Here is a 25,524-nt window from a genome sequence, read left to right on the forward strand (position 1 = left end):
TTTAGTGAATATTTAACTTCAATAGATGGCCTAAGGTATTAAGATTCTAAACTTATAAGGATTAGCTAACCATGTATGCGCTAACTAACTGTAAAATTTATACCGGCAGCGACGTCCTCGTTGAACATGCTGTAATTATTAACAACAATCTGATTGAGTCAGTATGCCCAGCGTCTGAACTGCCTGCAGGTATCGAGACACGAGATTTAAATGGTGCAAACGTTAGCCCTGGCTTTATCGACCTGCAACTGAATGGTTGCGGTGGCGTAATGCTAAACGACGAGATTACCGCTGAAACAATGCAAATCATGCATGAAGCGAACCTGAAATCTGGTTGTACAAGCTTCCTTCCAACGCTAATTACATCTTCTGACGAAGATATGCGTCAAGCGGTAGCGGCAGCGCGTGACTACCATGCTAAATACCAAAATCAGTCACTCGGTCTGCACCTTGAAGGTCCATACCTAAACGTGATGAAAAAAGGCATTCACAGTGTCGATCATATCCGTCCTTCTGAAGACAGTATGATCGACTTCATGTGTGAAAACACAGACGTCATTGCCAAAGTGACACTGGCTCCAGAGCACAATGACCCAGCACATATCGAGCGCTTAAAAGCCGCGGGTATTGTGGTATCAATTGGTCACACAAACGCCACTTATACCGAAGCACGTAAAGGCTTTGACGCAGGTATCTCATTTGCCACTCACTTATTTAATGCAATGACGCCAATGGTAGGCCGTGAACCAGGTGTTGTAGGCGCAATCTACGATACCCCTGACGTTTATGCGGGCATCATTGCTGACGGCTTCCACGTAGACTATGCAAACATTCGTATCGCTCACAAAATTAAGGGCGAAAAATTAGTATTAGTGACCGATGCCACAGCTCCTGCAGGCGCTGACATGGATTACTTTATTTTTGTTGGTAAGAAAGTATATTACCGAGATGGTAAGTGTGTTGATGAAAACGGCACACTTGGCGGCTCAGCACTAACAATGATTGAAGCAGTTCAAAACACGGTTGAGCACGTCGGTATCGCACTGGACGAAGCACTGCGCATGGCTACTCTGTATCCTGCGAAAGCAATGGGTTTGGAAGAGCAACTAGGCCGAGTTAAAAAAGGCATGGTGGCTAACCTTACCGTATTTGATCGTGACTTCAATGTTCAGGCGACAGTTGTTAACGGACAATACGAGCAAAATTAAGAATGAATGGCGGACAAATAGGTAACGTAGATTTAGTAAAACAACTAAATAGTGCAGCTGTTTACAGGCTGATCGATCAGCAAGGTCCAATTTCGAGGATTCAAGTTGCTGATGTTAGCCAGCTGGCGCCTGCCAGTGTTACAAAAATTACCCGCCAACTTCTAGAGCGCGGCCTGATTAAAGAGGTCGCGCAACAAGCTTCTACAGGGGGACGCCGAGCGATCTCTTTGACAACAGAAGTTGAGCCTTTCCACTCAGTAGCGATTCGACTCGGTCGTGACTACCTTCAGTTCAGTTTGTACGATTTGGGCGGCAAAGAGCTTGCCTCAGATTACAACGAGTTCTTCTATACAACCCAAGAAGAACTGGTTGAAGGGTTACTTTCCCAGTTAAAAGCCTTTATTCAAGATAACCAGACCAATATCAATCAACTTATTGCGATTGGTGTTGCCTTGCCTGGTCTCGTCAATCCAGAAACTGGCGTGGTTGAATACATGCCAAATATCTCGATTGACAACCTTGCGCTATCTGAGCTGATTCATAACACCTTCCATGTACAATGTTTTGTTGGCAACGACGTTCGTGGTATGGCGCTTGCCGAACACTATTTTGGCGCTAGCCAAGATTGCCAAGACTCCATTCTTGTCAGTGTTCACCGAGGGACAGGTGCCGGTATTATCGTTAACGGTCAAGTATTCCTAGGCTTCAACCGCAATGTCGGTGAAATCGGTCATATTCAAATTGATCCCCTTGGCGAGCAATGCCAATGTGGCAACTTTGGCTGTCTTGAAACGGTCGCCGCTAACCCAGCCATCGTTGAACGAGTGAACAAGTTGATCAAACAAGGTTATGAATCAAGCTTAACTGAACTTGAAACCATCAGTATCTCTGACGTCTGTGAACATGCCAATATGGGCGATGAACTAGCGAAACAGAGCTTAGTACGTGTTGGTAACCAATTGGGTAAGGCGATTGCGATTACGATCAACTTGTTTAACCCGCAAAAGATAGTGATTGCTGGCGACATTACTCAATGTGAAGAGATTCTTTTCCCAGCGATTCGCCGTAACGTTGAGAACCAATCTCTCACCACTTTCCACACAGATTTACCGATTGTTGCCTCGCAAATTGATAAGCAGCCTACCCTAGGTGCATTCGCAATGATCAAACGTGCAATGTTAAACGGAGTTTTGCTACAAAAATTGTTAGAAGATTAATCTTCTCCACCCTGTAAGCAACTAATTGAGTTAGAATAACGGGCTACGATATGTAGCCCGTTTTTTTAGGACGAAACAACACGAATATGGAACTGATCTTGATTTCAGCGGCGTTTCTCGCCGGATTTATTGCACTGAAATGCAACCTCCCCCCACTAGTTGGCTTTTTATTGGCAGGCTTCGGACTGCACGCTTTCGGCTTTCAGTCTAATGACACCATCATCACGCTTGCTGATCTCGGTGTAACACTGCTTCTCTTTACTATTGGCCTGAAGCTCGATATCAAGACCCTGCTCTCGAAAGAGATCTGGGCAGGTGCAACCTTACACAATCTATTGTCCACTGCACTCTTTAGTGTTGCGCTGTTCTGTTTCAAATTCTTAGGGGTCAGTTCGCTAGCGGCGATGTCTATCGATCAAGTCGTCTTGCTCGGATTTGCCCTATCCTTCTCCAGTACCGTCTTTGCTGTGAAGTCACTGCAAGAGAAAGGGGAGATGAATGCTACCTACGGCACCATTGCGATTGGTATTCTGGTCATGCAGGACATCTTCGCCGTTGTGTTCCTAACCGCTTCAACGGGCAAACTTCCAGAATGGTACGCTATTGCGCTATTTGCCTTACCATTACTCAGACCTCTATTCTTCAAAATGCTTGATTGGGTCGGCCACGGAGAAATGCTGGTACTTCTAGGGATTTTCTTTGCCCTAGTTGCAGGTGCGGGTCTATTCGAATTAGTCGGCATGAAGCCAGATCTCGGTGCTCTTATCCTTGGCATGTTACTCGCTGGACATAAGAAAGCCTCGGAATTATCTAAATCTCTATTCAACCTAAAAGAGCTATTCCTAGTCTGCTTCTTCCTAAATATCGGCTTATCCGCTCAGCCAACGCTTTCTGGCTTTGCACTCGCAATTTTGTTCATGTTGCTACTGCCACTAAAAGGGATTCTCTACTTCTTAGTGCTTAATGCATTTAAGTTTCGCGTACGCACCTCTCTACTTGCGTCATTAAGCCTATTTAACTTCAGTGAGTTTGGTCTTATCGTTGGTGGATTAGCCTTTAAAATGGGCTGGATGAGCGGTGATATTCTGGTCGCCCTGGCCATTGCTGTTTCAATTTCGTTTGTACTAGCCGCGCCACTGAGTCGCCACGGTCACTCGCTTTATCAACGCTCAGGTCGTTGGTTACGCGAACATGCAGCAGAAAACCTCAACATCCGCGATCAACTGATCAGCCCAGGTCATGCTCAAGTTCTGATCCTTGGTATGGGTCGAATTGGCACTGGTGCTTACGACGAGCTGAGAAATCGCTATGGCAAAATCAGCTTAGGTATCGAAGTTCGCGAAGATGCGGCCCATCAACACAAAGCTCACGGTAGAAACGTAATTGCAGGCGATGCTACCGACCCTGATTTTTGGGAGCGCATCCTAGACGTAGCCAACGTAAAACTCGTATTACTTGCGATGCCACACCACCAAGGTAACCAAATCGCTTTAGAGCAGCTACAGCGTAAAAACTTCCAAGGTCAGATTGCCGCTATTGCAGAATACCCAGATCAGCTAGATGCCTTAGTCGAAGGTGGTGTAGACGCTGCATTTAACATTTACAGTGAGGCAGGTAGCGGTTTTGCGAGGCATGTCTGCGATCAACTCAAGCCTAACTTCACTAAATAATCTCAGTCAAAAGGCAGCAAATCGCTGCCTTTTTTGTCTCCACCGGACAAAAACACAACAACACCTAGACTTCATTCATCAAAAATACAGTTTTATTAAATATAATTTAACTACAACCGAGTTCATTAAACTTTTTCATCAAGCACGGTTGATTTTTTTAATCAGAATGGCAAATTGAACTCAACAAGTTAATTTTATTTTAAAGGGAAGTTGTATGTGTTCGATTTTCGGTATTCTTGACATAAAGAGTGATGCAGAAGCTCTACGCCCTGTTGCTTTGGAAATGTCTAAGAAGCTTCGCCATCGTGGTCCTGACTGGTCTGGTATTTATTCTTCAGAGAAAGCAATTCTAGCTCATGAGCGTTTGGCGATTGTTGGTCTAAATAGTGGCGCGCAACCTCTATATAGCTCTGATAAAAAACACATCCTTGCGGTCAATGGCGAGATCTACAACCACAAAGAAATTCGTGCTCGCTACGAAGGCAAATACGACTTCCAAACCGATTCTGACTGTGAAGTAATCCTAGCTTTGTATCAAGACCTCGGTGCAGACCTTCTAGAAGAACTCAACGGTATTTTCGCTTTTGTGCTTTACGATGAAGAGAAAGATACCTACCTAGTCGGTCGTGACCACATCGGTATTATTCCTCTATACCAAGGTTACGATGAGCACGGCAACTATTACGTGGCATCAGAAATGAAAGCGCTCGTGCCAGTTTGTAAGACAGTGAGCGAATTCCCTCCTGGTTGCTACTACAGTAGTGGTGATGCAGAACCACAGCGTTACTACATTCGTGATTGGAATGAGTATGCAGCAGTCCAAGGGAACAGCACCAGCAAAGAAGAGCTGACTGAAGCGCTAGAGGCTGCGGTTAAACGTCAGCTAATGACAGACGTTCCTTACGGCGTACTTCTATCTGGTGGTCTAGATTCTTCAATCACTTCTGCTGTTGCTAAGCGTTTTGCTGCAATGCGTATTGAAGATGATGAAAAGTCTGAAGCATGGTGGCCTCAGCTACACTCATTTGCGGTTGGCCTAGAAGGTGCACCAGATCTGAAAGCAGCCCGTGAAGTAGCAGACAAGATCGGTACTGTTCACCATGAGATGACCTACACGATTCAAGAAGGCTTAGATGCCATCCGTGACGTTATCTACCATATTGAAACTTACGACGTAACCACCATCCGCGCTTCGACACCTATGTTCCTTATGGGCCGTAAGATCAAAGCAATGGGTATTAAGATGGTTCTTTCTGGTGAGGGTGCTGATGAAATCTTCGGTGGCTACCTCTACTTCCATAAAGCGCCAAACGCAAAAGAATTCCACGAAGAGACGGTACGTAAACTGCTTGCTCTGAACATGTTTGACTGTGCTCGTGCTAACAAATCGCTTGCAGCATGGGGTGTTGAAGGTCGCGTACCATTCCTAGATAAAGAGTTTATTGATGTGGCAATGCGTCTAAACCCTGAAGACAAGATGTGTGGCAACGGTAAGATGGAAAAACACATCCTGCGTGAGTGCTTCGAGCACTACCTGCCAGACTCAATTGCATGGCGTCAGAAAGAGCAGTTCTCTGATGGCGTAGGTTACAGCTGGATCGATACACTAAAAGAAGTGGCTGAAGCGAAAGTCTCTGATCAACAAATGGAGACAGCAGCCTACCGCTTCCCATACAACACGCCAACAACAAAAGAAGGCTATGTATACCGTGAGATCTTTGAAGAGCTATTCCCGCTTCCATCAGCGGCAGAATGTGTCCCTGGAGGCCCATCGGTAGCTTGTTCGTCAGCTAAGGCGATTGAATGGGATGAGTCATTCAAGAACATGGCCGACCCATCAGGCCGAGCAGTTCAAAGCGTTCATAACGACTCTTACTAATCAAAACAAATTCAAAAGAGGCTCATAGAGCCTCTTTTTTTTCACTGCAAGCTTCTTCAATTGCTGAAAATCAACCCATTTGCTTACTTACCAACCAGCCCTTGTCAATATTGCCTACTTCTCTTTGCTCTTTGATATGACAGCGTATTGTAAAAACAATAATCTCGATTTTGAAAACTAAGTTTGTAGCACGTCATTTTTCAATCAATCCAAGCAAATATTTGTTTTATTTCAAACACTTAAATTAAAAGCATAAGTCTAGCTTATATTTACCATCATTGCAGATAGATTCACTAAGGAGTATACGTAACAACAAATAAAAATCTTTAATAAATCACATTAGTAAAATTTATGACAAACCAACATCAACAAATCCTTGGCCACCCTCGTGGTCTATTCCTTTTGTTTGGTACAGAGTTGTGGGAGCGTTTTTCCTACTACGCTATGCGTGCCATTCTTGTTCTTTATCTAACAGATACAACCCTTAACGGCGGCTTGGGCTGGTCGACTAAAGATGCTCTCGATTTGTATGGCATCTATACTGGACTCGTTTACATTACGCCAATGATCGGTGGCTGGTTAGCGGATAACTACCTAGGTCAACGCCGCTCAATTCTAATCGGTGGTGCTCTAATGGCTATTGGTCAGTTCACGCTAGCACTGCCAGCTGAAATGGTCGGCATGAGCGCTGTTCACAGCTTCTACCTTGGTTTGGCACTGCTGATTGCTGGTAATGGTCTCTTTAAACCAAACATCTCGACTATGGTTGGTGACCTGTATGAAGAAGGTGACAACCGTCGTGACGGCGCATTCACTATCTTCTACATGGGTATCAACTTGGGTGCCCTTATCGCAGGTGTTGTTTCAGGCTCTGTCACCAATGAATTTGGCTGGAAAGCAGGCTTTGTTGTCGCGGGTATCGGTATGGTCATTAGCCTTATCATGCAAATGACGATGGCGAAATCTTGGTTGGGCGAAATTGGTACCGTACCTGCTGCTGCTCGTGATCTAGAAAATAAACAATCGGCACAAAAACAACCTTTAACTAAGCAAGAAGTTGACCGTTTGAAGGTTATTCTAGTTATGGGGCTATTTGTTATCGTATTCTGGGCTGGCTTTGAGCAAGCTGGCGGTCTGATGAACATCTACACTCAGCAGTACACAGATCGCATGATCGGTAGCTTTGAAGTTCCTGCCGCTTGGTTCCAGTCACTCAACCCATTCTTTATCATTACTCTGGCACCCGTACTTGCCGCTTTCTGGGTTAAACTAGGTAAAAAAGAGCCGAATTCACCGGTCAAATTTGCCTTAGCTCTGTTCTTCTTAGCACTAGGCTTCCTATGTATGGTTGGTGCTGTTATGGAGCAAGGTGGCGATACAGCCGTTAAGACCTCTATGCTGTGGCTAGTCGGCGCATTCTTCTTCCATACGCTTGGTGAGCTTTGCCTATCACCTATCGGTCTATCACTGGTAACAAAACTAGCACCACTTCGCCTTGCATCACTGATGATGGGTGCATGGTTTGGTTTCAACGCCATTGCTAACTATGTCGCTGGTTTAATTGGTTCTCATGTAGGTGAGCTAGGTGCAATGTCTATCTTTGGTGGCATCGCCATTGCCGCAACCGTTTCTGGTGTCATCCTCTTAATGTTCTCAAATACATTAGTTCGTTGGATGCACGGTGCTGAGTCTCCAATCAGCAATGCAGAACAAGTTGAAGAGCAGCAAGCTCAAGTTGCTTAATAGTAGAAAATAATAAATGCCCGACCAGTTCAATGGTCGGGCATTTTTGTTTTTATGGGAAACGAATCCGCTATTTGATGCTAGTCACACGACTGGCCTTATCACCCGTCGCTGACACCGAGCGAATGAAGACCTCACCTTCTACATTTGGACGAGTGCTGTCTGCGTAAGTCAGCCATTTCTTACCATCTAGAGAGTATTGAAGCTCAACACCAGGGAACTGAACGTTCATTGAGAGTGTTCCATCTTCTACTTGAGCACCTGGTACAGGTAGGCGGTAGTCGATACCTGATTTCTCTAGCTTAGCCAGTTCACGTTGACCAAGTAGGTTGGCAAAGCGGTTGTAATCTTGGTTTAGCGCAGCTTTGTCGACTAGATTAGAGTTTTGCGAGTACTCAACACCTACTTTGTAGTCGTTTTCCCAATCTGCACGGTGCCATGCACGCTCCGCCGCTGCGAGTACGCGAGGGAATACCATGTACTCGTATTGCTCGTCGTTACGTACTGTCTCAGACCAAAGCTGTGCTGATAGACCGTAGAAAGGTTTCGCTTCGATTTCACCTTTACCAGTAAAGCCGTTGCCATCGCGGTCTACAGAGGTTTCTGCGTTCTGAGGCATGTTCTCTGGTGCGAAGCCAAACATCTTACGAGTGTCTGTTGCACGGGTTGCCCAGTAGTAACCATGCTCTTTAGGGTCAACTTCGTATGGCATGTCCATATAAACGTAGTCAGGGTTAGAAACGATCACGTCGTAACCTTTCTTAGACCACTCGTACACTGATGATGTGCCGCCCCAGTAAAGAACGTCCCAGAAGTTAACTCGCGTGCTTTCTGTTGCGAACGCTTTCTCACCTTCGCTGTACTTAAGACCATCTTGCCAAGCTTGGAAGTTTGCAATGCCCTTCTCTGCCACAATCTTCGATACTTCTTCCGCAAAATAGCTTGGTAGATGAGCAAAATCGCTTACCGTACCGTCTGCAATTAGCGTCTGACATTGTGGAGACTGTGCGAATGGCTTGTCTTGTTTAGATAGGTCAATCGTACCCTTCCAGCTTACTTTGTCTTCAGCGTTCACATCTTGGAAACCAGCACCTAGCTTGATGTTCTTCGCTTCATCACCACCGAAGTGCCATGTTGTTAGCGGCGCGCCAGCCTCGGTGTGCATTGCTGCCACTTCTGAAATTACTTTATCAACAAAGCGAGTTGAAGATTCCATACACGGGTTGATGAAGCTTTGCTTGTTGTAGAACTGAACCGTGGTTACATTCGATGTATCTTGAGGATCCATCAATCGGTATTCGTTCGCTTCTGCTTCTTTCCCTTGTGCCATTAGGCGGTCGTAACGTGCTTCCATTGATACCACTGCGGCACGAGCGTGCGCTGGCATATCAATTTCAGGAATCACTTCGATGTTACGCGCTTTCGCGTATTTTAGGATGTCCACGTAGTCTGCTTTGCTGAAGTAGCCAGAACCAAAGTTATCTGATGTTGAACCTGAGCCAAGCTGAGGAAGTAAACAGCTTTTCTCTTCCAAATCGAAACAACGGTTAGCACCCACTTCTGTCAGCTCAGGCAGACCCGGAATTTCTAAACGCCAGCCTTCATCATCCGTTAGGTGAAGGTGTAGTTTGTTCATCTTGTACGCTGCCATTTGGTCTAACGTTGCAAGAATTGCGTCTTTAGAGTGGAAGTTACGAGCCACGTCCACCATCACACCACGGTAATCAAAACGCGGCGCATCTTTAATAGACAGTTGTGGTAGAGAATCAGCATTTTGGCTATCTACCAGGCCAAAGATAGATTGTACTGCGTAAAAAGCGCCTGCTTGGTCGAACGCTTTAATCGCAATACCGTCGCCTTTGATACTCATCTCGTAAGCACCAGATTTTGCTAGTTCACCGGTGAAGTCTGCAGGAACAACAGTGATGCTTACAGGAAGATCACCACCAACGTCCACACCTACCACTTCTGCACGATCTTGAATTGCTGCGTATTGAGTCGCATCGAATGCGTCTTTAGGCAGCGCAATACCCGCCGCGATATCTACCGTACCTTTACCTGCTTCAACAGACATTGGCGTTGGTAGTAACGTGCTTGATACGTCTTGTTTTGCTAAGTCTTGGTTCTTCTCGAAACGAGACACAGCGTTTGCAAATACGTTGTTGTCATCTGGCGTACGTTTTAGGTTGTTACCCTCAAGGCCCGTCACGAAAGATGCAACGTCTTCTGTGTTAAGAGAAGCGATCATCTTAGGCTCGGCGTTTGGAGCAGCGACAAAAGCACCTGGCATAAAATCAGTTTCAAATAGCTGCCAGTATTCGCCAACCAGTGGAAGCACCACCTCTTCGCCCGCGGCAAAACCATCAAACTTCTCAGTCGGTTCTAGTTTATGTAGGTCACCAGTTACGCGAGAGATTTTAAATTGCTCGTTGTCGACATCTAAAATCAAACGAATGCTGTGAAAGTAGATAGCCCAATCTTTAGAGTCAACCGCTTGACCTTGGTTAACGAGCGTCATGTTTACCTTGTTACAAGACGCCCATTCTGCTCCCATCTCTTGACATGCAAGTCCTTCGTTAGCGCCGTGGTTAGTTAGCACTTCATATTGAACATCTAGATTGTTCGCGAGTGAGTTAACAACACTTTGCTCATTAGATTGAAACGAAGAACAACCTGCTAATGTAGCGATAACCGACGCCGCGATCAGACTCTGTTTAAACATCTTACTTACCCCAAAACGTAAATTAAGCCGAAAAAGTTGGCTCTAAAACTAAGATGCAAACAACATATCGCGAGTTATTTTTCATCGTAAAATTAATCATCACCGAAAGTGATCAGATTCAAACTTTACATTTTCAAATTAAATTTAAGCGATAAAAAACATAAGCTTATCCAACTCGTCAATTTCGACGTAGTTAATTTGACGAGATTACTGAGAACCAAATCACAGCTTTCGGGTGCAAAACACAATTTAAAGTGAAGAAAGATCACAACACGGCATTTGTTATCGTAATATCTAAAGATGACTTGGATACGAAAACGTGATTTTGTACTCACTTTTTCCTCGTCAAACTCCGTTGAAATAACGGATTTCAACAATTTTTCCGCATCGGTAAGGATCCATTAATGCGTAAATTACTTCTCTTACTATTGGTGTTGTCAGCAAGCATCCAAGCCGAGCCTCTGATCTGGAACATTGAAAAAGGTGGGCTGAAATACACAATTATTGGCTCAGTTCATGTTGGCGATAAAAGTATGTATCCCTTACCTGAAATTGTCTTTAAGCGACTTAAGACAAGCCAAGGCTTAATCGTTGAAACCGATATTCGCCAAAACAATGGAATCAAGTATCCACCAACAACACTGGTGTCCAAGGATGTACTCTCAACAGAGCAACAAAACGAGCTCATTGGTATCTCTAATTTGTTAGAGCTGAACGCAAATGAACTGTTACACACTCCACCTTGGGCTGCTGCTCTCGCCATTCAGATGAGGCAAATTGAATACCTTGGCTACTCTGCCGCAGATGGTGTTGATACCCGCTTAGCATACAAGGCGACGCTGTGGGATAAACCGGTGCTCAGCTTAGAGTCACTACAGTTTCAAATCGACTTACTCACTGGGCAGAAAGAATCTGGCAAAGAGCTTTTGATCAGCGCAATCGAGGAGTTCGATCATTCTGAGGATGCGACACATTGCTTAATAGAAAGCTGGAAAGCGGGTGATATGAGTAAACTGGAAGAGTTTGCCTCACTAACACAAATGTCTCCGGATTTTGAAAAATCATTTCTGATCGACCGCAATCTTGATTGGGCAGAAAAACTTTCCAACCCCAAATGGCTGCCTAAAGCCAAAGGGTCATACGTCATCGTCGTTGGAACCCTACATTTATTAGGTGAACAAAGCGTGTTGAAGCTACTGAAAGATGAAGGCTTTAAAGTAACACAGCTATCAAAGAGCAAAACTTCAAATTGTGAGTTTAAGTATTGAGAAGCGGGATGCGGGATTTGGGAACGGGAGAGCTGGAGAGCTAGAGAGCTAGAGAGCTAGAGAGCTAGAGAGCTAGAGAAACTTTTGAGGGTTGGCAATTAGCGTCAACCCTTTTTATTTCAACAGGTTAACTTGTCATCCTCAAGAGTGAGGTACGAACGAGTTGGGGATCTCGCAAAGCAAGTAGAAAACCTCTAGAGATTCCTAACTCCCTCATTCTTCGGTCTAAGGAATGACGGGGAACTAGAAAACTAGAAAACTAGAAAACTAGAAAACTAGAAAACTAAATCTGATCCACTTTATTCTGGAGTCAACTCCAGCTTTCCAGCAGAGCGAAGCTCGATCCCATTTTCCAAAAGCGCAGCGTTCCGTAGGACGAAGTCCGTTCCCGCTTTCCATAGGGCGTAGCCCGTTCCAAAACGACGAAAGCCTGCTTATAAAAGCAGGCTTTCTATAGGTGGTCGGTGAAGAGGGATTCGAACCCCCGACCCTCTGGTCCCAAACCAGATGCGCTACCAAGCTGCGCTATTCACCGAGATGTTTATTCGAGCTCATTGCCCGTCAACGAAGGCGTATATTACGGATTCTGATTTCTAACGCAAGCCATTTTGAGTAACTTTTTCAATTTTATTGTTCGTTTGTATAAAACATCATCTAACACGAATAAAGTGTGAGCAAAAACACATCAACAAGAACAAATCCGCAACCTAATAACAACAATTGATCCAGATCAGTGTTGCATATTTAACCACAGTTTACCTTAACCCTTGTCATCACACTTTGTCTCCATGGAGGAATTTATGGACTTTTGGCTTGATCTCCTATTTGGTAATGCGGTAGGTCTATCTTCAATGATTGTCATCTTTGGCGCCTTCGGTCTAATGCTGTTCTACGGCGGTTACTTCATCTACAAAGTGATGAACGACAAATCTCCTCACTAGAATCGCTTAGCCCTATTCATAGAATAGACATTCGCTATGCACCGAAGTAGATACCTTGTCTGCTTCGGTTTTTTATTTCTCATCTAGCAAACTCTTGATCCCCCCCATCCCCTCACAGGTATAATGTTGGTATTGATTTCTTACTCTGAGATGTAGCTATGTCTCATGATGATGACCTAAGCCTATTCCAACAAATGATGGGCGATGTAAAACCTCTTCAGCAAGATACGACAGAACATAAAAAACAACATCAGGTAACCGATGCACAACTTGCCAAACGTGAGGCGGCTATTTGGTTAACTGAAGAAGACCCTGAATATCTGTCCATCGATCATGCTGAGATGATAAAGCCTGACGATATTATCGAGTTCAAACGTGATGGCGTCCAAGACGGTGTGTACAAAAAGTTACGTCTTGCGAAATACCCAATACAAGCAAGACTCGATTTACACAAGCGCACGCTCGAACAAGCACGCGATGAAGTGGTTAAGTTCTTAAAGCAATGTATGCGGATGGATATACGTACCGTGGTGATTGTTCATGGCAAAGGTGAGCGTTCTAACCCACCAGCACTTATGAAGAGTTTTGTCGCTCAATGGCTGATGCAAATTAAAGAAGTGCAATGTGTTCACAGTGCTCAGCGCTTCCATGGTGGCACCGGTGCCGTGTATGTCTTACTACGAAAAAGCGCCGAGAAAAAGATCGAAACTCGTGAACGTCACCAAAAACGACTGGGTTAACGCGTAGCACAATGCTAGAATGCGCGCCCTCTATGTGCTGATATATTAGTCAGCACACCTTTAAACCGCCGTTGTGAAACGTTAGGAGAACAACATGTCACAAGATAACGCTAAGCGCCTCAATAAGTTTATCAGCGAAACAGGTTTTTGCTCACGCCGTGAAGCTGACCGCCTCATCGAGCAAGGCCGCGTCACCATTAATGGTAAAGTACCTGAAATGGGCACCAAGGTTCAGCTAGGTGATGACGTCCGAGTGGATGATAAGCCAATCGCGGCTGCCACTGACAAACCTGTTTACATCGCACTCAATAAGCCGACGGGCATTACCTGTACCACAGAGCGTGATATTCCGGGTAATATCGTTGACTTCATTGGCCACAAGAAACGTATTTTCCCGATTGGTCGCTTAGACAAACCTTCAGACGGTTTGATCTTCTTAACCAACGATGGCGATATCGTAAACAAGATTCTTCGCGCCGGTAATAACCACGAAAAAGAGTACGTGGTTCGCGTAGATAAGCCGATCACTGAAGAGTTTATTAAGCAGATGTCTTCAGGGGTGAATATCCTCGATACCATCACTCTTCCTTGTACTGTGACTAAAGAGACTAAATTCTCGTTCCGCATTGTGCTTACTCAAGGTCTCAATCGCCAAATCCGTCGTATGTGTGAAGCATTAGGCTATGAAGTCTTCAAGCTTCGCCGTGTACGCATTATGAACATCTCGCTTGATGGGATTCCTAATGGACAATGGCGTTACCTAACAGATGCGGAAGTGGCTGAGATTCTGGCAATGTGTGAAGACTCTAGCGGCACTGAAGAGGCATCTAAAGTAGATAGCAAGGGTAAACGCATTCGCAAAGCGACCGATGCCAAACTGTTTGATAGCCGCGAAGAGAACCAAGACTCTAAAGCACGTCGCAATCAGAAGAATCGTACTTTTAAAGGCCGTAACGCCGATGAGTTCCGCCATGCTCCAAACTCTAAAAAAGGTCGCAATAGTGGCAACCAAAGCGAATCTAAAGCTAAGCCAAATAAAGGCAAGACTTTCTATAAGCCTGCCAGTGACAAATCACAGCGCCCTGCCAAACCACGCTCTGGCGGTACTTTGAGTTTGAAGAAATAAGCAAAAAGCTGGAGAGCTGGAGAGCTGGAGAGCTGGAGAGCTGGAGAGCTGGAGAGCTGGAGAGCTGGAGAAATTTTTGAGGGTTGGCATTTTGCGTCAACCTTTTTTGTGGATGCCCGATCCCGTTTTCCAAAAGCGAAGCGTTCTATAGGACAAAGTCCGTTCCCGCTACCCATAAGCGCAGCGTTCCATAGGGCATAGCCCGTTCCATACAACAAAAAAAGGAGCCAATCGGCTCCTCTTGTCATTCACTTAGCGTCTTCAGCTTATACTGTACCGAAGATCTTATCGCCTGCGTCGCCAAGACCAGGAACGATGTAGCCTTTGTCGTTTAGCTTCTCATCGATAGCAGCGGTGAATAGCTCAACATCTGGGTGCGCTTTTTCAAGTGCTTCAATACCTTCAGGTGCAGCAACAAGCACAAGAACTTTAATCGCTTTACAACCTTTCTCTTTAAGTAGGTCGATTGTTGCGATCATTGAACCGCCAGTCGCTAGCATTGGGTCAACAACCAGCGCAATACGCTCATCCATGTTTGATGCTAGTTTGTTGAAGTAAGGAACAGGTTCTAGTGTTTCTTCATCACGGTAGATACCAACAACACTGATACGTGCACTTGGCATATGCTCAAGAACGCCGTCCATCATACCAAGACCTGCACGTAGGATTGGCACAACTGTTACCTTCTTACCTTTAATTTGGTCAACTTCAACTGGACCATTCCAACCTTCAATGGTTACTTTTTCTGTTTCAAAGTCTGCAGTCGCTTCGTAAGTAAGTAGGCTACCAACTTCTGTAGCTAGCTCGCGAAAGCGCTTAGTGCTGATGTCACCTTCTCTCATTAGACCAAGTTTGTGCTTAACAAGAGGGTGTTTTACTTCAACAACTTTCATTTCCATCTCCGGCTTATGTGATGATTTTTAAACAAACCTTCAGATTATAAACGATTTCGTTCTCAATTTCTTGTTCTATGACAAAAGAAAAAACTTGCGCAAACGTTTGCTATCTATGTTTATCCACTGGTAGAATAGCGCCGTTTTCATATCCAACTTTAAACCAGAGGACTTCCCTGTGAGTGCTGATAACACTTCTCTTAGCTACAAAGACGCTGGCGTTGACATCGATGCAGGCAATGCGCTTGTTGACCGTATTAAAGGTGCAGTAAAACGCACACGTCGCCCAGAGGTAATGGGTGGTATTGGTGGTTTTGGCGCACTATGCGAACTGCCAACTAAATACAAGCAGCCAGTTCTTGTTTCAGGTACAGACGGCGTTGGTACTAAACTGCGCTTAGCTCTGGATATGAAAAAGCACGACACTATTGGTGTTGATCTTGTTGCTATGTGTGTCAACGATCTAATCGTACAAGGTGCTGAGCCATTGTTCTTCTTAGATTACTACGCAACAGGCAAACTCGATGTCGATACGGCTGCTGACGTAGTATCTGGTATCGCAGACGGCTGTGTACAAGCAGGCTGCGCGCTAATCGGCGGTGAAACGGCTGAAATGCCAGGCATGTACGAAGGCGAAGACTACGACGTTGCTGGCTTCTGTGTCGGTGTTGTTGAAAAAGAAGACGTTATCGACGGCACTAAAGTTGCCGCTGGTGATGCACTTATCGCTGTAGGTTCAAGCGGTCCACACTCAAACGGTTACTCGTTGATCCGTAAGATTCTTGAAGTATCTGGTGCAGACAAAAACGAAGAACTAGCAGGCCGCACTATTGGTGAGCACCTACTAGAACCAACAAAAATCTACATCAAATCAGCACTTAAGATGATTGAGAAGCACGATATCCATGCAATCTCTCACATCACAGGTGGTGGTTTCTGGGAAAACATCCCACGCGTTCTTCCACAAGGCACTAAAGCCGTTGTTGATGGAAACAGCTGGGAATGGCCCGTTATCTTCAAATGGCTACAAGAAAAAGGCAACGTAACCACTCACGAAATGTACCGCACATTTAACTGTGGTGTTGGCCTTGTTATTGCTCTACCAAAAGATCAAGCAGATGCTGCTGTTAAGCTTCTTCGGGACGAAGGTGAGAATGCATGGGTAATTGGCGAAATCGCAAACGCTGAAGCAGGCGAAGAACAAGTAGAGATCAAATAAGCATGAAGAGTATTGTTGTTTTAGTTTCAGGAAATGGCTCCAACTTACAGGCGATTATTGACGCCTGTAACACCCAAATTACAGGTGGCCGAGTCACTGCCGTATTCTCTAACAAAGCAGGCGTCTATGCTTTAGAACGAGCAGAGAAAGCAGGTTCAGCAGCACATTTCCTTGATCCTAAAGCATTCGATACTCGTGATGCCTTTGACCATGAGTTGATGAAGCAGATCGATGAGTATCAACCTGATGTCATCGTGCTTGCGGGTTACATGCGTATCTTAAGTGGCGAATTCGTTCGTCACTATATGGGACGCATGATTAACATCCACCCTTCTCTATTACCTAAATACCCTGGATTGAACACTTACCAACGTGCTATCCATGCTGGTGATGAAGAACACGGTACTAGCGTTCACTTTGTGACAGAGCAACTTGATGGTGGTCCTGTGATTCTGCAAGCGAAAGTGCCTATTTTTGACGAAGATACCGTCGAGACACTGACTGAACGTGTTCAAACTCAAGAACACCGTATTTACCCTATGGTGGTAAAATGGTTAGTGGAAGAGCGCTTGGTAATGAAAGATGAAAAAGAAGCCTACCTCGATGGTAAGCTGCTTGGAATCCACGGTCACGCAGAAGACTAATACACTGCTAAACCCAATCAAATACAAAGACGAGCTCATGCTCGTCTTTTTTGTTTACGACTGTTAATCCTCCATTCATCTTCGCTACCTTATCCTGACAAAAATGACGGAGGTAACGTATGGATCTTAAAAGCCTACTCAATCAAGCCTTTAGCTCAGACATTGTCCAAAAAGGGCAACAGCAGCTTAAGCAGCAATCCAATTCAAACACTCTAAAGTCTTTAGGCGCAGGAGCCGTGGGTGGTGGCTTAGTGAGCCTATTAATGGGTTCGAAGAAGAGTAAAAAGATGGGCAAAAAAGTCGGCAAAAACGCGCTAAAGATTGGTGGCGTCGCTGCGCTTGGCGCTTTGGCTTACAAAGTCTACAACGACTATCAAGGCAAGCAGTCTACTTCATCTCCACAAGAAACCTTTAATTCAAATGACAATATCCATGACGAGTTGATCATCAAAGCAATGATTGCCGCTGCGAAAGCTGATGGCCACGTCGATAATAAAGAGATGGAACGTATTGAATCCACTCTTACTCAAGCAGGGGCCAATACCCAACTTCAGCAATTGATTCACAGTGAGCTCAACAAGCCACTCGACCCAGGTGAAATAGCAAGGCTTGCTCAATCACCACAGCAGGCCTCAGAGGTGTATCTAGCCTCTTTGATTGTGGTTGATGAACAAAACTTTATGGAAAAGGCTTATCTTCAAGAGCTAGCAAAGCAACTCCAGCTCGCCCCAGAGGTCACCTTCCAGCTAGAGCAACAACTGCAAACTGATTAATTTTGCTTAGGTTTTGAACACGTCGTCGTACGCTTTGCGTTAGGACAAGCTTACACTTTGAGTTTCCGAATTTGAGTGTGTATATTTGAGAGCAGTTATCATTTATCGGAGTATAAGCCATGCAAGTATACGGCTGTTGTGAATTAGTGCGCGAACTGTACGCACAGATTGGAAGCGGCGATCAAGCCTATGTCCCACAAGCTATTTCATGCGCAGTAAGAGCGTTAAACGACATCGCTGCGGATGAGTCTTTGCCTAAAGAGGCTCGTGAAAAAGCAGCATTTGCGGCAGCAAACTTGCTGATCTCAGATTTTGAGGACAAGTAATGAACTTAGCCAACTTTGAAACCATGGACCCTGTCATGTTGATGAGTATCGTCAACATGAAGTTACGTGATGATTTCGGCGGTGATTTAGACAAGCTTGTCGCTTTCTTTGACATTGATAAATCAGCGCTAGAAACCAAGTTAGCCTCTGCTGGATTTGATTTCTTACCTGAAGCTGGCCAGTTCCGCTAATCTGTCTTTGATTAGCTACAAAAAAACCGCCTCGATGGCGGTTTTTTATTGAATGACGACTTATTACTCTTCTTCGAAGAAATCGTCTTCATCGTCAAGTTCAGCTTGCGCTGCGGCTGCGCGTTTCGCTTCTTCGTAACGTGCTTTCTTCTCAGCGGCTTCTTGAGCTAGTCGCTCTTCACGTTCGATGCGAACTTTACGTGCTTCGCCTTTACGCTCATTACGTTGAGCTTGGTTTTGAATAAAACCTGCTAGCTCTTTTTCAGCCCACTCTTGTGCTGCTGATTCAGTTTCAAAGCCAGTTTCACGTTTTGATACTGACGTTTTACGTGAAGTCACTTGGCGAGTGATCTCTGCACACCAACCGTTACGCTTTTCAGTAACACGAATGGCAAATTTTTTGTTGTTCGACATTTTCATTTCCTAAGGGATTCTAATGGAATATTGAGGGATTTAGCCATCCCTTGGCAAGCGCGGTATTAGAGCGCAAAAAGTGGCTGTTGGCTATTAGTTTTTCAAAAATAGAGCCGGATAACTGGATAACTGGATAACTGGATAACTGGATAACTGGATAACTGGATAACTGGATAACTGGATAACTGGATAACTGGATAACTGGATAACTGGATAACTGGATAACTAACGTTGCTCATTAGTGGTTGAGGAGTCAACTCTCGTTTTCCAGCAGCGAAGCGATCCATAGGACGAAGTCCGTTCCCGCTATCCATAAGCGCAGCGTTCCATAGGGCGCAGCCCGTTCTCGCTTCCAGACTCCCTTAAACAAAGAAAGCGCTAGCCTTTCAACCAGCGCTTTACTATTTGCAGTGTAGAGAACGAATCTCTGCTTAATTAGCCGATGTTCTTACGTGCGTTTTGGAACATACGCATCCAAGCACCGTTCTCGCCCCAACCTTCAGGAGACCAAGAGTTCGCGACTGTACGGAATACACGCTCTGGGTGTGGCATCATGATAGTCACACGGCCATCTTGAGTCGTTAGACCTGTGATTGCGTTTGGCGAACCGTTCGGGTTGTTCGGGTATTGCTGCGTTGGGTTACCGTGGTTATCCACGTAACGAACTGCAACCGTACCTGATGCTTCAATCGCCGCTAGGTGGTCAGCATCACGCACTTCTACGCGGCCTTCACCGTGAGAAACTGCGATTGGCATACGAGAACCTGCCATGCCGTCGAAGAATACAGAGTCAGACTTCTGAACTTCCACTAGGCTGAAGCGAGCTTCAAAGCGTTCAGATTCGTTACGTACGAAGCGTGGCCATAGATCTGCACCTGGGATTAGCTCTTTCAGGTTTGATAGCATCTGACAGCCGTTACACACACCTAGAGAGAAAGTATCTTCACGCTGGAAGAAGCCTTGGAACTGATTACGAGCTTGCTCGTTGAACAAAATAGATTTCGCCCAACCTTCACCCGCACCTAGTACGTCACCGTAAGAGAAACCACCACAAGCCACTAGGCCTTGGTACTCTTCTAGAACCGCTTGACCCGTTAGGATGTCGCTCATGTGAATATCAGTTGCTTCAAAGCCAGCACGGTCAAATGCTGCTGCCATCTCAACATGAGAGTTAACACCCTGCTCACGCAGAATTGCCATCTTAGGCTTAGCACCTTTAGCAATGTAAGGTGCTGCAATGTCTTCGTTCACATCGAAGCTTAGCTTAACGTTCAGACCTGGGTCAGAGTTGTCTTTCTTCGCTTCGTGCTCCTGGTCAGCACATGCCGGGTTATCACGTAGACCTTGCATCTTGTGCGTTGTCTCTGCCCAGATAGTACGTAGTTCAGTACGGTTACGCTCAAGAACTACTGCCTCACCGGAAGTAATCACTAGCTCGTCCGACGCTTCTACAGAGCCGATTACGTGTGAACATGCTTCAAGACCATTTGCTGCTAGCGTTGAAAGTACAGCGTCTAAATCTTCGTTCTTAACCTGAAGTACTGCGCCTAGTTCTTCGTTGAATAGTGCAGCTAGAGCGTCGTCGCCTAGGTCAGCGATATCAGCTTTAACACCACAGTGACCTGCGAATGCCATCTCAGCTAAAGTAACGAATAGACCGCCATCACCCTTATCGTGGTAAGCCACTACTTGATCGTTCGCAACTAGAGTTTGAACGCCTTCGTAGAAACCTTTTAGCTGCGCAGCGTTGTCTACGTCTGCTGGCTTATCACCAAGCTGCTTGTAAACCTGCGCTAGAGCTGTTGCACCTAGACGGTTTTGACCGTTACCTAGGTCGATAAGTACTAAGCTTGAAGCACCTTTGTCTGTACGAAGCTGAGGAGTGATTGTCTTACGAACATCTTCAACACGAGCAAACGCAGTGATGATTAGAGATAGCGGAGATGTTACTTCTTTCTGCTCGCCATTCTCTTCCCATTTGGTCTTCATCGACATTGAGTCTTTACCCACAGGGATCGTTAGACCAAGTGCTGGACATAGCTCTTCACCCACAGCTTTCACCGCTTCGTAAAGACCTGCATCTTCACCAGGGTGACCAGCTGGAGACATCCAGTTCGCAGACAGTTTAATGTGTTTGATATCACCGATGTTTGTCGCTGCGATGTTCGTGATTGCTTCACCAACCGCCAGACGAGCAGAAGCACCGAAGTCTAGTAGAGCCACTGGCGTACGCTCACCCATCGACATCGCTTCACCGTGGTAAGTGTCGTAGCTTGCTGCTGTTACTGCGCAGTTTGCTACTGGCACCTGCCATGGGCCAACCATTTGGTCACGCGCCACTAGACCTGTCACCGTGCGGTCACCGATCGTGATAAGGAATGTTTTCTCCGCAACCGTTGGTAGACGTAGCACACGCTCTGCCGCTTCGTTTAGCTCAATGCCGTCACGGTTAACTGCAGGGTTATTCGCTTTTAGCGTCTTCGCATCACGGTGCATCTTAGGCGTCTTACCTAGAAGCACATCCATTGGCATGTCGATTGGCGTGTTGTCGAAGTGAGAATCTTCAAGTTTCAGTTCACGCTCTTCCGTTGCCACACCTACTACAGCGTATGGTGCGCGCTCACGCTTACAGATCGCATCGAATACTTCCATGTTCTCTGGTGCAACCGCCATTACGTAACGTTCTTGAGATTCGTTACACCAGATCTCAAGTGGGCTCATACCCGGTTCGTCGTTTGGAACATCACGCAGTTGGAAGATACCGCCACGTTCGCCATCGTCTACAAGCTCTGGAAGTGCGTTAGAGATACCGCCCGCACCCACGTCGTGGATGAATGCGATTGGGTTCTCGTCGCCAAGCTGCCAACAACGGTCGATCACTTCCTGACAGCGGCGTTCCATCTCTGGGTTCTCACGCTGTACTGAAGCAAAATCTAAATCTTCTGCTGATTGACCAGACGCCATTGAAGATGCCGCGCCGCCACCAAGGCCGATATTCATTGCAGGACCACCAAGAACGATTAGGCTTGCACCGACTGGGATCTCTTTCTTCTGCACGTGCTCGTCACGGATGTTACCCATACCACCAGCAATCATGATTGGCTTGTGGTAACCACGAACTTCTTCACCAGCGTGAGAGTTCACTTTCTCTTCGTAAGTACGGAAGTAACCAAGTAGGTTTGGACGACCAAATTCGTTGTTGAACGCAGCGCCACCAAGTGGGCCTTCTAGCATGATATCCAGTGCGTTAACGATACGACCTGGCTTACCGAAGTCTGTTTCCCATGGCTGTTCAAAACCAGGAATGCGTAGGTTAGATGTCGTGAAACCAACTAGACCGGCTTTTGGCTTACCGCCAATACCTGTTGCACCTTCGTCGCGGATTTCACCACCAGAACCTGTAGATGCGCCCGGCCAAGGAGAGATAGCCGTTGGGTGGTTGTGCGTTTCCACCTTCATTAGGATGTGGGCTTTTTCTTGGTTGTAACCGTACTGGCGTGTTTCTGGGTTCGGGAAGAAACGGCCAACATCCGAACCTACCATTACCGCTGCGTTATCTTTGTAAGCAGACAGCACGTTTTCTGGTGTGGTTTCAAATGTGTTTTTGATCATCTTGAACAGAGACTTTTCTTGCTTAACGCCGTCGATAGTCCAGTCTGCGTTGAAGATCTTGTGACGACAGTGCTCCGAGTTCGCCTGTGCAAACATCATCAGCTCGATGTCTGTTGGGTTACGATCTAGCTTGTTGACGAACGCGTCGTAAAGGTATTCGATTTCGTCATCAGCAAGTGCAAGACCTAGGGTAACGTTTGCGTTTTCAAGCGCGGCGCGGCCGCCTTTAAGTAGGTCAACATCCGCCACTGGTGCTGGCTCTGCCACTTGGAAAAGTGCTTGTGCAGATTCAAAATCAGTGAAAACCACTTCCATCATGCGGTCGTGAAGAATTGCTTTAAGCTCGACTAATTGAAGCTCTGTCAGTTCAGCAGACGTTTCAATGTAATAAGCCGTACCACGCTCTAGACGAACCACTTTATCTAGACCACAGTTATTAGCAATGTCAGTCGATTTTGAAGACCAAGGCGAGATAGTGCCAGGACGAGGAGTAGCAAGCAGAAGAAGACCTTCTGGCTCGTGCTCTTCAATTGTTGGACCGTAAGTCAGTAGTTTTTCTAGTTTCTCAACTTCAGACGCATCTAAGTCTGTCGTTAGATCAGCAAAGTGTGCAAACTCAGCGTAAATACCTGTTACAGGTAGGCCTAGTTCACGACAAAGCTCTAGAAGCTTGTTAACACGAAATTCAGATAGAGCTGGGGAGCCACGAAAAATTCTCATGCGCTTAGGTCTCTCATGCAATTGATTAAGGTGATATTGGAATAAATTCAGTGGGTTACTGTATTTTCTTCGAAGCTATTCCCGAAGGTTTTTCAAACCTATGCCGATTCCACCTCTTTGATGCGAGCGCATTATATAGCAATTGTTTTTGTGATGTAACACCAAAAGCAACCGTTTGCGTCATTTTTTTTGTCAATTTTGAAATACAGCAAGATTAAGAATTTAAGAACTCTTATCTCGCCTAGTCACTGATTGGCTTGCCTTGTTATGACACTTTGATATAAATGCCGTACTGGATGTATGAGATCGTTGTTAATGAAGAAGTATTATATAAGTCACTTTAAGTCACTGAGCCTAATTATGTTTGCCGCTTTGCTGCTTTCTGGCTGTCAAATAGAGTCTGAACCTAAAAGTGAACTCGACTTAATTAAAGAGCGTGGCGTGCTGCGCGTGGGCACACTCAATAATCAACTATCGTATTACATTGGCCCAGATGGCCCTGCGGGTCTCGATTATGAATTGGCGCGGGAGTTTGCCAATGAATTGGGCGTTCAGCTTGAAATGAAGCCTGCTTATCGTATTTCTAGCCTTTACCCTGCTCTAGAAAAAGGAGAGATCGACATCATTGCCGCGGGGCTGAGTCAATCTCCAGAAAGGCTCAAAAACTTTCGTCCAGGCCCTGCTTACTATTACGTAAGCCAACAAGTGGTCTACAAAAAAGGCAATTGGCGTCCAAGAAACTTAAAGCAGTTGCTTGCAAAGCAGGCTGAATTGATTGAGAAAAATGAAGGAAAAGACGTTTTGAGTATTGTTGGAGATTCTCACTTCAATAAGACTCTGACCGACATTCAGGCTCAGCACCCAGAATTTTCTTACCATATCGACCCCAATGCTGACGTTAACGATCTGCTTAAAGCCGTCTCTCAAGGGGAACTTAGATTCACTGTCGCAGATTCGGTCGAGGTTTCATTATCACAACGTATCTACCCTGATATTGCTTTAGCATTCGAACTGACTGAAGACCAACCTATCTCATGGTTCTTGCGCCCTTCTCAGGATGAAAGCTTATATGGCTTATTGATTGAGTTTTTCGGTGCGGTTAATCAATCGGGACATCTTGCTTCTTTAGAAGAGAAATACATTGGCCACATTGGCAGCTTTGATTATGTCGATACTCGCGCCTTCATTCGTGCACTCGATTCCAAACTGCCTAAATGGTCGCCTTTATTTAAGAAGTATTCAGATGAATTTGACTGGCGCTTAGTCGCAGCATTGGCTTACCAAGAGTCTCACTGGAACCCGGTGGCAAAATCTCCGACTGGTGTACGCGGTATGATGATGCTGACCTTACCAACGGCAAAAAGTGTTGGAGTGACTAACCGTCTCGATCCTGAGCAATCAGTGCGCGGCGGTGTAGAGTACCTGCGTAGAATGGTCGATCGCATTCCTGATTCGATTGAAGAGCACGAAAAGATCTGGTTTGCGCTGGCTTCATATAACGTGGGTTATGGACATATGATGGATGCAAGACGCCTGACTAAACGTCAGGGCGGGAACCCAGATGCGTGGTCCGATGTAAAAGACCGTCTGCCACTGCTGCGTCAAAAGAAATACTACAGCCAAACTCGTTATGGTTTTGCCCGCGGTGATGAAGCGCGTAATTACGTAGAAAATATCCGTCGCTATTACCAAAGCATCATTGGTCATGTTGAGCAGCAGACGCCCTCTAGCGACGACGTAAGCATAGACGACCTTACTGTAATTCAAGTGCCTGAAACTGCAATCTCAGACGCCATGTCTATCTCAGCGGCAGAGCCTGTTTCTGCAAGTGAAAGCAGCAACGAATAGTCACTGTTAAGAGCGCAATGTTGTTTAAAGATTGCGCTCTTGAATTCCCTCTACCTCGCCCACATATAATATCGTGTCGAAGATCACTTGCGAACTTTCTTAAAATCGTAACAATGAGCAGGTATAAGACGTTAACCGTCTGAATATCAGTTACCTTCGATACCGTTCGTGATTGATTTTATTTTAACCACAATAGGAGGTTGTTTTATGCTTAGACGTAAAATGCAGTCAAAACGCCTTAATAAAACCGTTGCCGCAAACCGCCGCAAGCGTATGCTGAGCAACAACAAGAAAAAGGTGATTGCACGTCACCGCGCATTTATGCAGTTAATCGCTGTATAAACCCAGAGAGCAAACATCTTAGCCAAGA

The 25,524-nt window shown here is 45.6% G+C and carries 20 protein-coding genes and 1 tRNA gene; 16 read left to right on the plus strand and 5 right to left on the minus strand.

What is annotated here, in order from left to right:
- Positions 1-71: 71 nt before the first annotated feature.
- From nagA to AC5O63_RS18520, 5 genes are all read left to right on the plus strand, one after another.
- Positions 72-1,208 (plus strand): N-acetylglucosamine-6-phosphate deacetylase, encoded by a 1,137-nt coding sequence (gene nagA / locus AC5O63_RS18500; protein WP_494505867.1) that lies wholly within the window; start codon positions 72-74, stop codon positions 1,206-1,208.
- A 2-nt stretch (positions 1,209-1,210) separates the two neighbouring features.
- Positions 1,211-2,425: a DNA-binding transcriptional regulator NagC gene (gene nagC / locus AC5O63_RS18505; RefSeq protein WP_004744496.1), complete on the plus strand. Its 1,215-nt coding sequence runs from the start codon at positions 1,211-1,213 to the stop codon at positions 2,423-2,425.
- Between the two features lie 86 nt (positions 2,426-2,511).
- Positions 2,512-4,095, plus strand: a complete 1,584-nt coding sequence (locus AC5O63_RS18510) for a cation:proton antiporter domain-containing protein (RefSeq protein WP_494505868.1) — start codon at positions 2,512-2,514, stop codon at positions 4,093-4,095.
- A gap of 214 nt (positions 4,096-4,309) precedes the next feature.
- Positions 4,310-5,974 carry an asparagine synthase B gene (gene asnB, locus AC5O63_RS18515; protein WP_239852032.1) on the plus strand — a complete coding sequence of 555 codons (1,665 nt, stop codon included), beginning with the start codon at positions 4,310-4,312 and terminating at the stop codon, positions 5,972-5,974.
- Between the two features lie 351 nt (positions 5,975-6,325).
- The gene (locus AC5O63_RS18520) at positions 6,326-7,717 is read left to right on the plus strand and encodes a peptide MFS transporter (RefSeq protein WP_171322364.1); all 1,392 of its coding nucleotides are present in this window, start codon (positions 6,326-6,328) and stop codon (positions 7,715-7,717) included.
- A gap of 70 nt (positions 7,718-7,787) precedes the next feature.
- Here the strand turns inward: AC5O63_RS18520 and AC5O63_RS18525 are convergent, their stop codons facing one another.
- Complete coding sequence (locus tag AC5O63_RS18525; RefSeq protein ID WP_494505869.1) at positions 7,788-10,439, minus strand: beta-N-acetylhexosaminidase; 2,652 nt, start codon at positions 10,437-10,439, stop codon at positions 7,788-7,790.
- A 404-nt stretch (positions 10,440-10,843) separates the two neighbouring features.
- On the opposite strand from AC5O63_RS18525, the gene AC5O63_RS18530 reads away from it, so the two are divergent.
- On the plus strand, positions 10,844-11,707 hold the full coding sequence (locus tag AC5O63_RS18530) for a TraB/GumN family protein (RefSeq protein ID WP_494505870.1): 864 nt from the start codon (positions 10,844-10,846) through the stop codon (positions 11,705-11,707).
- A gap of 458 nt (positions 11,708-12,165) precedes the next feature.
- On the opposite strand, the gene AC5O63_RS18535 is transcribed toward AC5O63_RS18530, so the two are convergent.
- A tRNA-Pro gene (locus AC5O63_RS18535) sits at positions 12,166-12,242 on the minus strand.
- 265 nt (positions 12,243-12,507) lie between these two features.
- On the opposite strand from AC5O63_RS18535, the gene AC5O63_RS18540 reads away from it, so the two are divergent.
- From AC5O63_RS18540 to rluF, 3 genes are all read left to right on the plus strand, one after another.
- A complete protein-coding gene (locus AC5O63_RS18540; RefSeq protein ID WP_004742983.1) occupies positions 12,508-12,648 on the plus strand; it encodes a DUF3149 domain-containing protein in 141 nt (46 codons plus the stop codon).
- Positions 12,649-12,806: 158 nt separating this feature from the next.
- Positions 12,807-13,388, plus strand: coding sequence for a DNA endonuclease SmrA (gene smrA / locus AC5O63_RS18545; protein ID WP_239852037.1), 582 nt, complete (start codon positions 12,807-12,809; stop codon positions 13,386-13,388).
- A gap of 94 nt (positions 13,389-13,482) precedes the next feature.
- Positions 13,483-14,514 (plus strand): 23S rRNA pseudouridine(2604) synthase RluF, encoded by a 1,032-nt coding sequence (gene rluF, locus AC5O63_RS18550; RefSeq protein WP_494505871.1) that lies wholly within the window; start codon positions 13,483-13,485, stop codon positions 14,512-14,514.
- 266 nt (positions 14,515-14,780) lie between these two features.
- Here the strand turns inward: rluF and upp are convergent, their stop codons facing one another.
- Complete coding sequence (gene upp, locus AC5O63_RS18555; RefSeq protein ID WP_239852044.1) at positions 14,781-15,407, minus strand: uracil phosphoribosyltransferase; 627 nt, start codon at positions 15,405-15,407, stop codon at positions 14,781-14,783.
- Positions 15,408-15,585: 178 nt separating this feature from the next.
- Between upp and purM the strand changes: the two genes are divergently transcribed.
- The 5 genes from purM to AC5O63_RS18580 all read left to right on the plus strand — a co-directional run bounded on the left by purM (position 15,586) and on the right by AC5O63_RS18580 (position 18,560).
- Positions 15,586-16,626, plus strand: coding sequence for a phosphoribosylformylglycinamidine cyclo-ligase (gene purM / locus AC5O63_RS18560; protein WP_494505872.1), 1,041 nt, complete (start codon positions 15,586-15,588; stop codon positions 16,624-16,626).
- 2 nt (positions 16,627-16,628) lie between these two features.
- Positions 16,629-17,270: a phosphoribosylglycinamide formyltransferase gene (purN, locus tag AC5O63_RS18565; RefSeq protein WP_004742989.1), complete on the plus strand. Its 642-nt coding sequence runs from the start codon at positions 16,629-16,631 to the stop codon at positions 17,268-17,270.
- A 119-nt stretch (positions 17,271-17,389) separates the two neighbouring features.
- Positions 17,390-18,043 carry a tellurite resistance TerB family protein gene (locus AC5O63_RS18570; protein WP_494505873.1) on the plus strand — a complete coding sequence of 218 codons (654 nt, stop codon included), beginning with the start codon at positions 17,390-17,392 and terminating at the stop codon, positions 18,041-18,043.
- 119 nt (positions 18,044-18,162) lie between these two features.
- Positions 18,163-18,369 (plus strand): YaeP family protein, encoded by a 207-nt coding sequence (locus AC5O63_RS18575; RefSeq protein ID WP_039478024.1) that lies wholly within the window; start codon positions 18,163-18,165, stop codon positions 18,367-18,369.
- Entirely contained in the window at positions 18,369-18,560 is a 192-nt protein-coding gene (locus tag AC5O63_RS18580) for a DUF4250 domain-containing protein (protein WP_171322356.1), read from the plus strand. The genes AC5O63_RS18575 and AC5O63_RS18580 overlap by 1 nt, the downstream gene beginning before the upstream one ends.
- A gap of 63 nt (positions 18,561-18,623) precedes the next feature.
- Here the strand turns inward: AC5O63_RS18580 and AC5O63_RS18585 are convergent, their stop codons facing one another.
- Complete coding sequence (locus AC5O63_RS18585; RefSeq protein WP_239826348.1) at positions 18,624-18,974, minus strand: DUF3622 domain-containing protein; 351 nt, start codon at positions 18,972-18,974, stop codon at positions 18,624-18,626.
- 435 nt (positions 18,975-19,409) lie between these two features.
- On the minus strand, positions 19,410-23,306 hold the full coding sequence (gene purL / locus AC5O63_RS18590; RefSeq protein ID WP_494505874.1) for a phosphoribosylformylglycinamidine synthase: 3,897 nt from the start codon (positions 23,304-23,306) through the stop codon (positions 19,410-19,412).
- Positions 23,307-23,621: 315 nt separating this feature from the next.
- Here purL and mltF point away from each other — a divergent pair, with 315 nt between their 5' ends.
- The gene (gene mltF, locus AC5O63_RS18595; RefSeq protein ID WP_494505875.1) at positions 23,622-25,154 is read left to right on the plus strand and encodes a membrane-bound lytic murein transglycosylase MltF; all 1,533 of its coding nucleotides are present in this window, start codon (positions 23,622-23,624) and stop codon (positions 25,152-25,154) included.
- Between the two features lie 207 nt (positions 25,155-25,361).
- Positions 25,362-25,496: a hypothetical protein gene (locus AC5O63_RS18600; RefSeq protein WP_272786552.1), complete on the plus strand. Its 135-nt coding sequence runs from the start codon at positions 25,362-25,364 to the stop codon at positions 25,494-25,496.
- Positions 25,497-25,524 lie beyond the last annotated feature (28 nt).

Source organism: Vibrio sp. SCP2, from assembly GCF_059295395.1.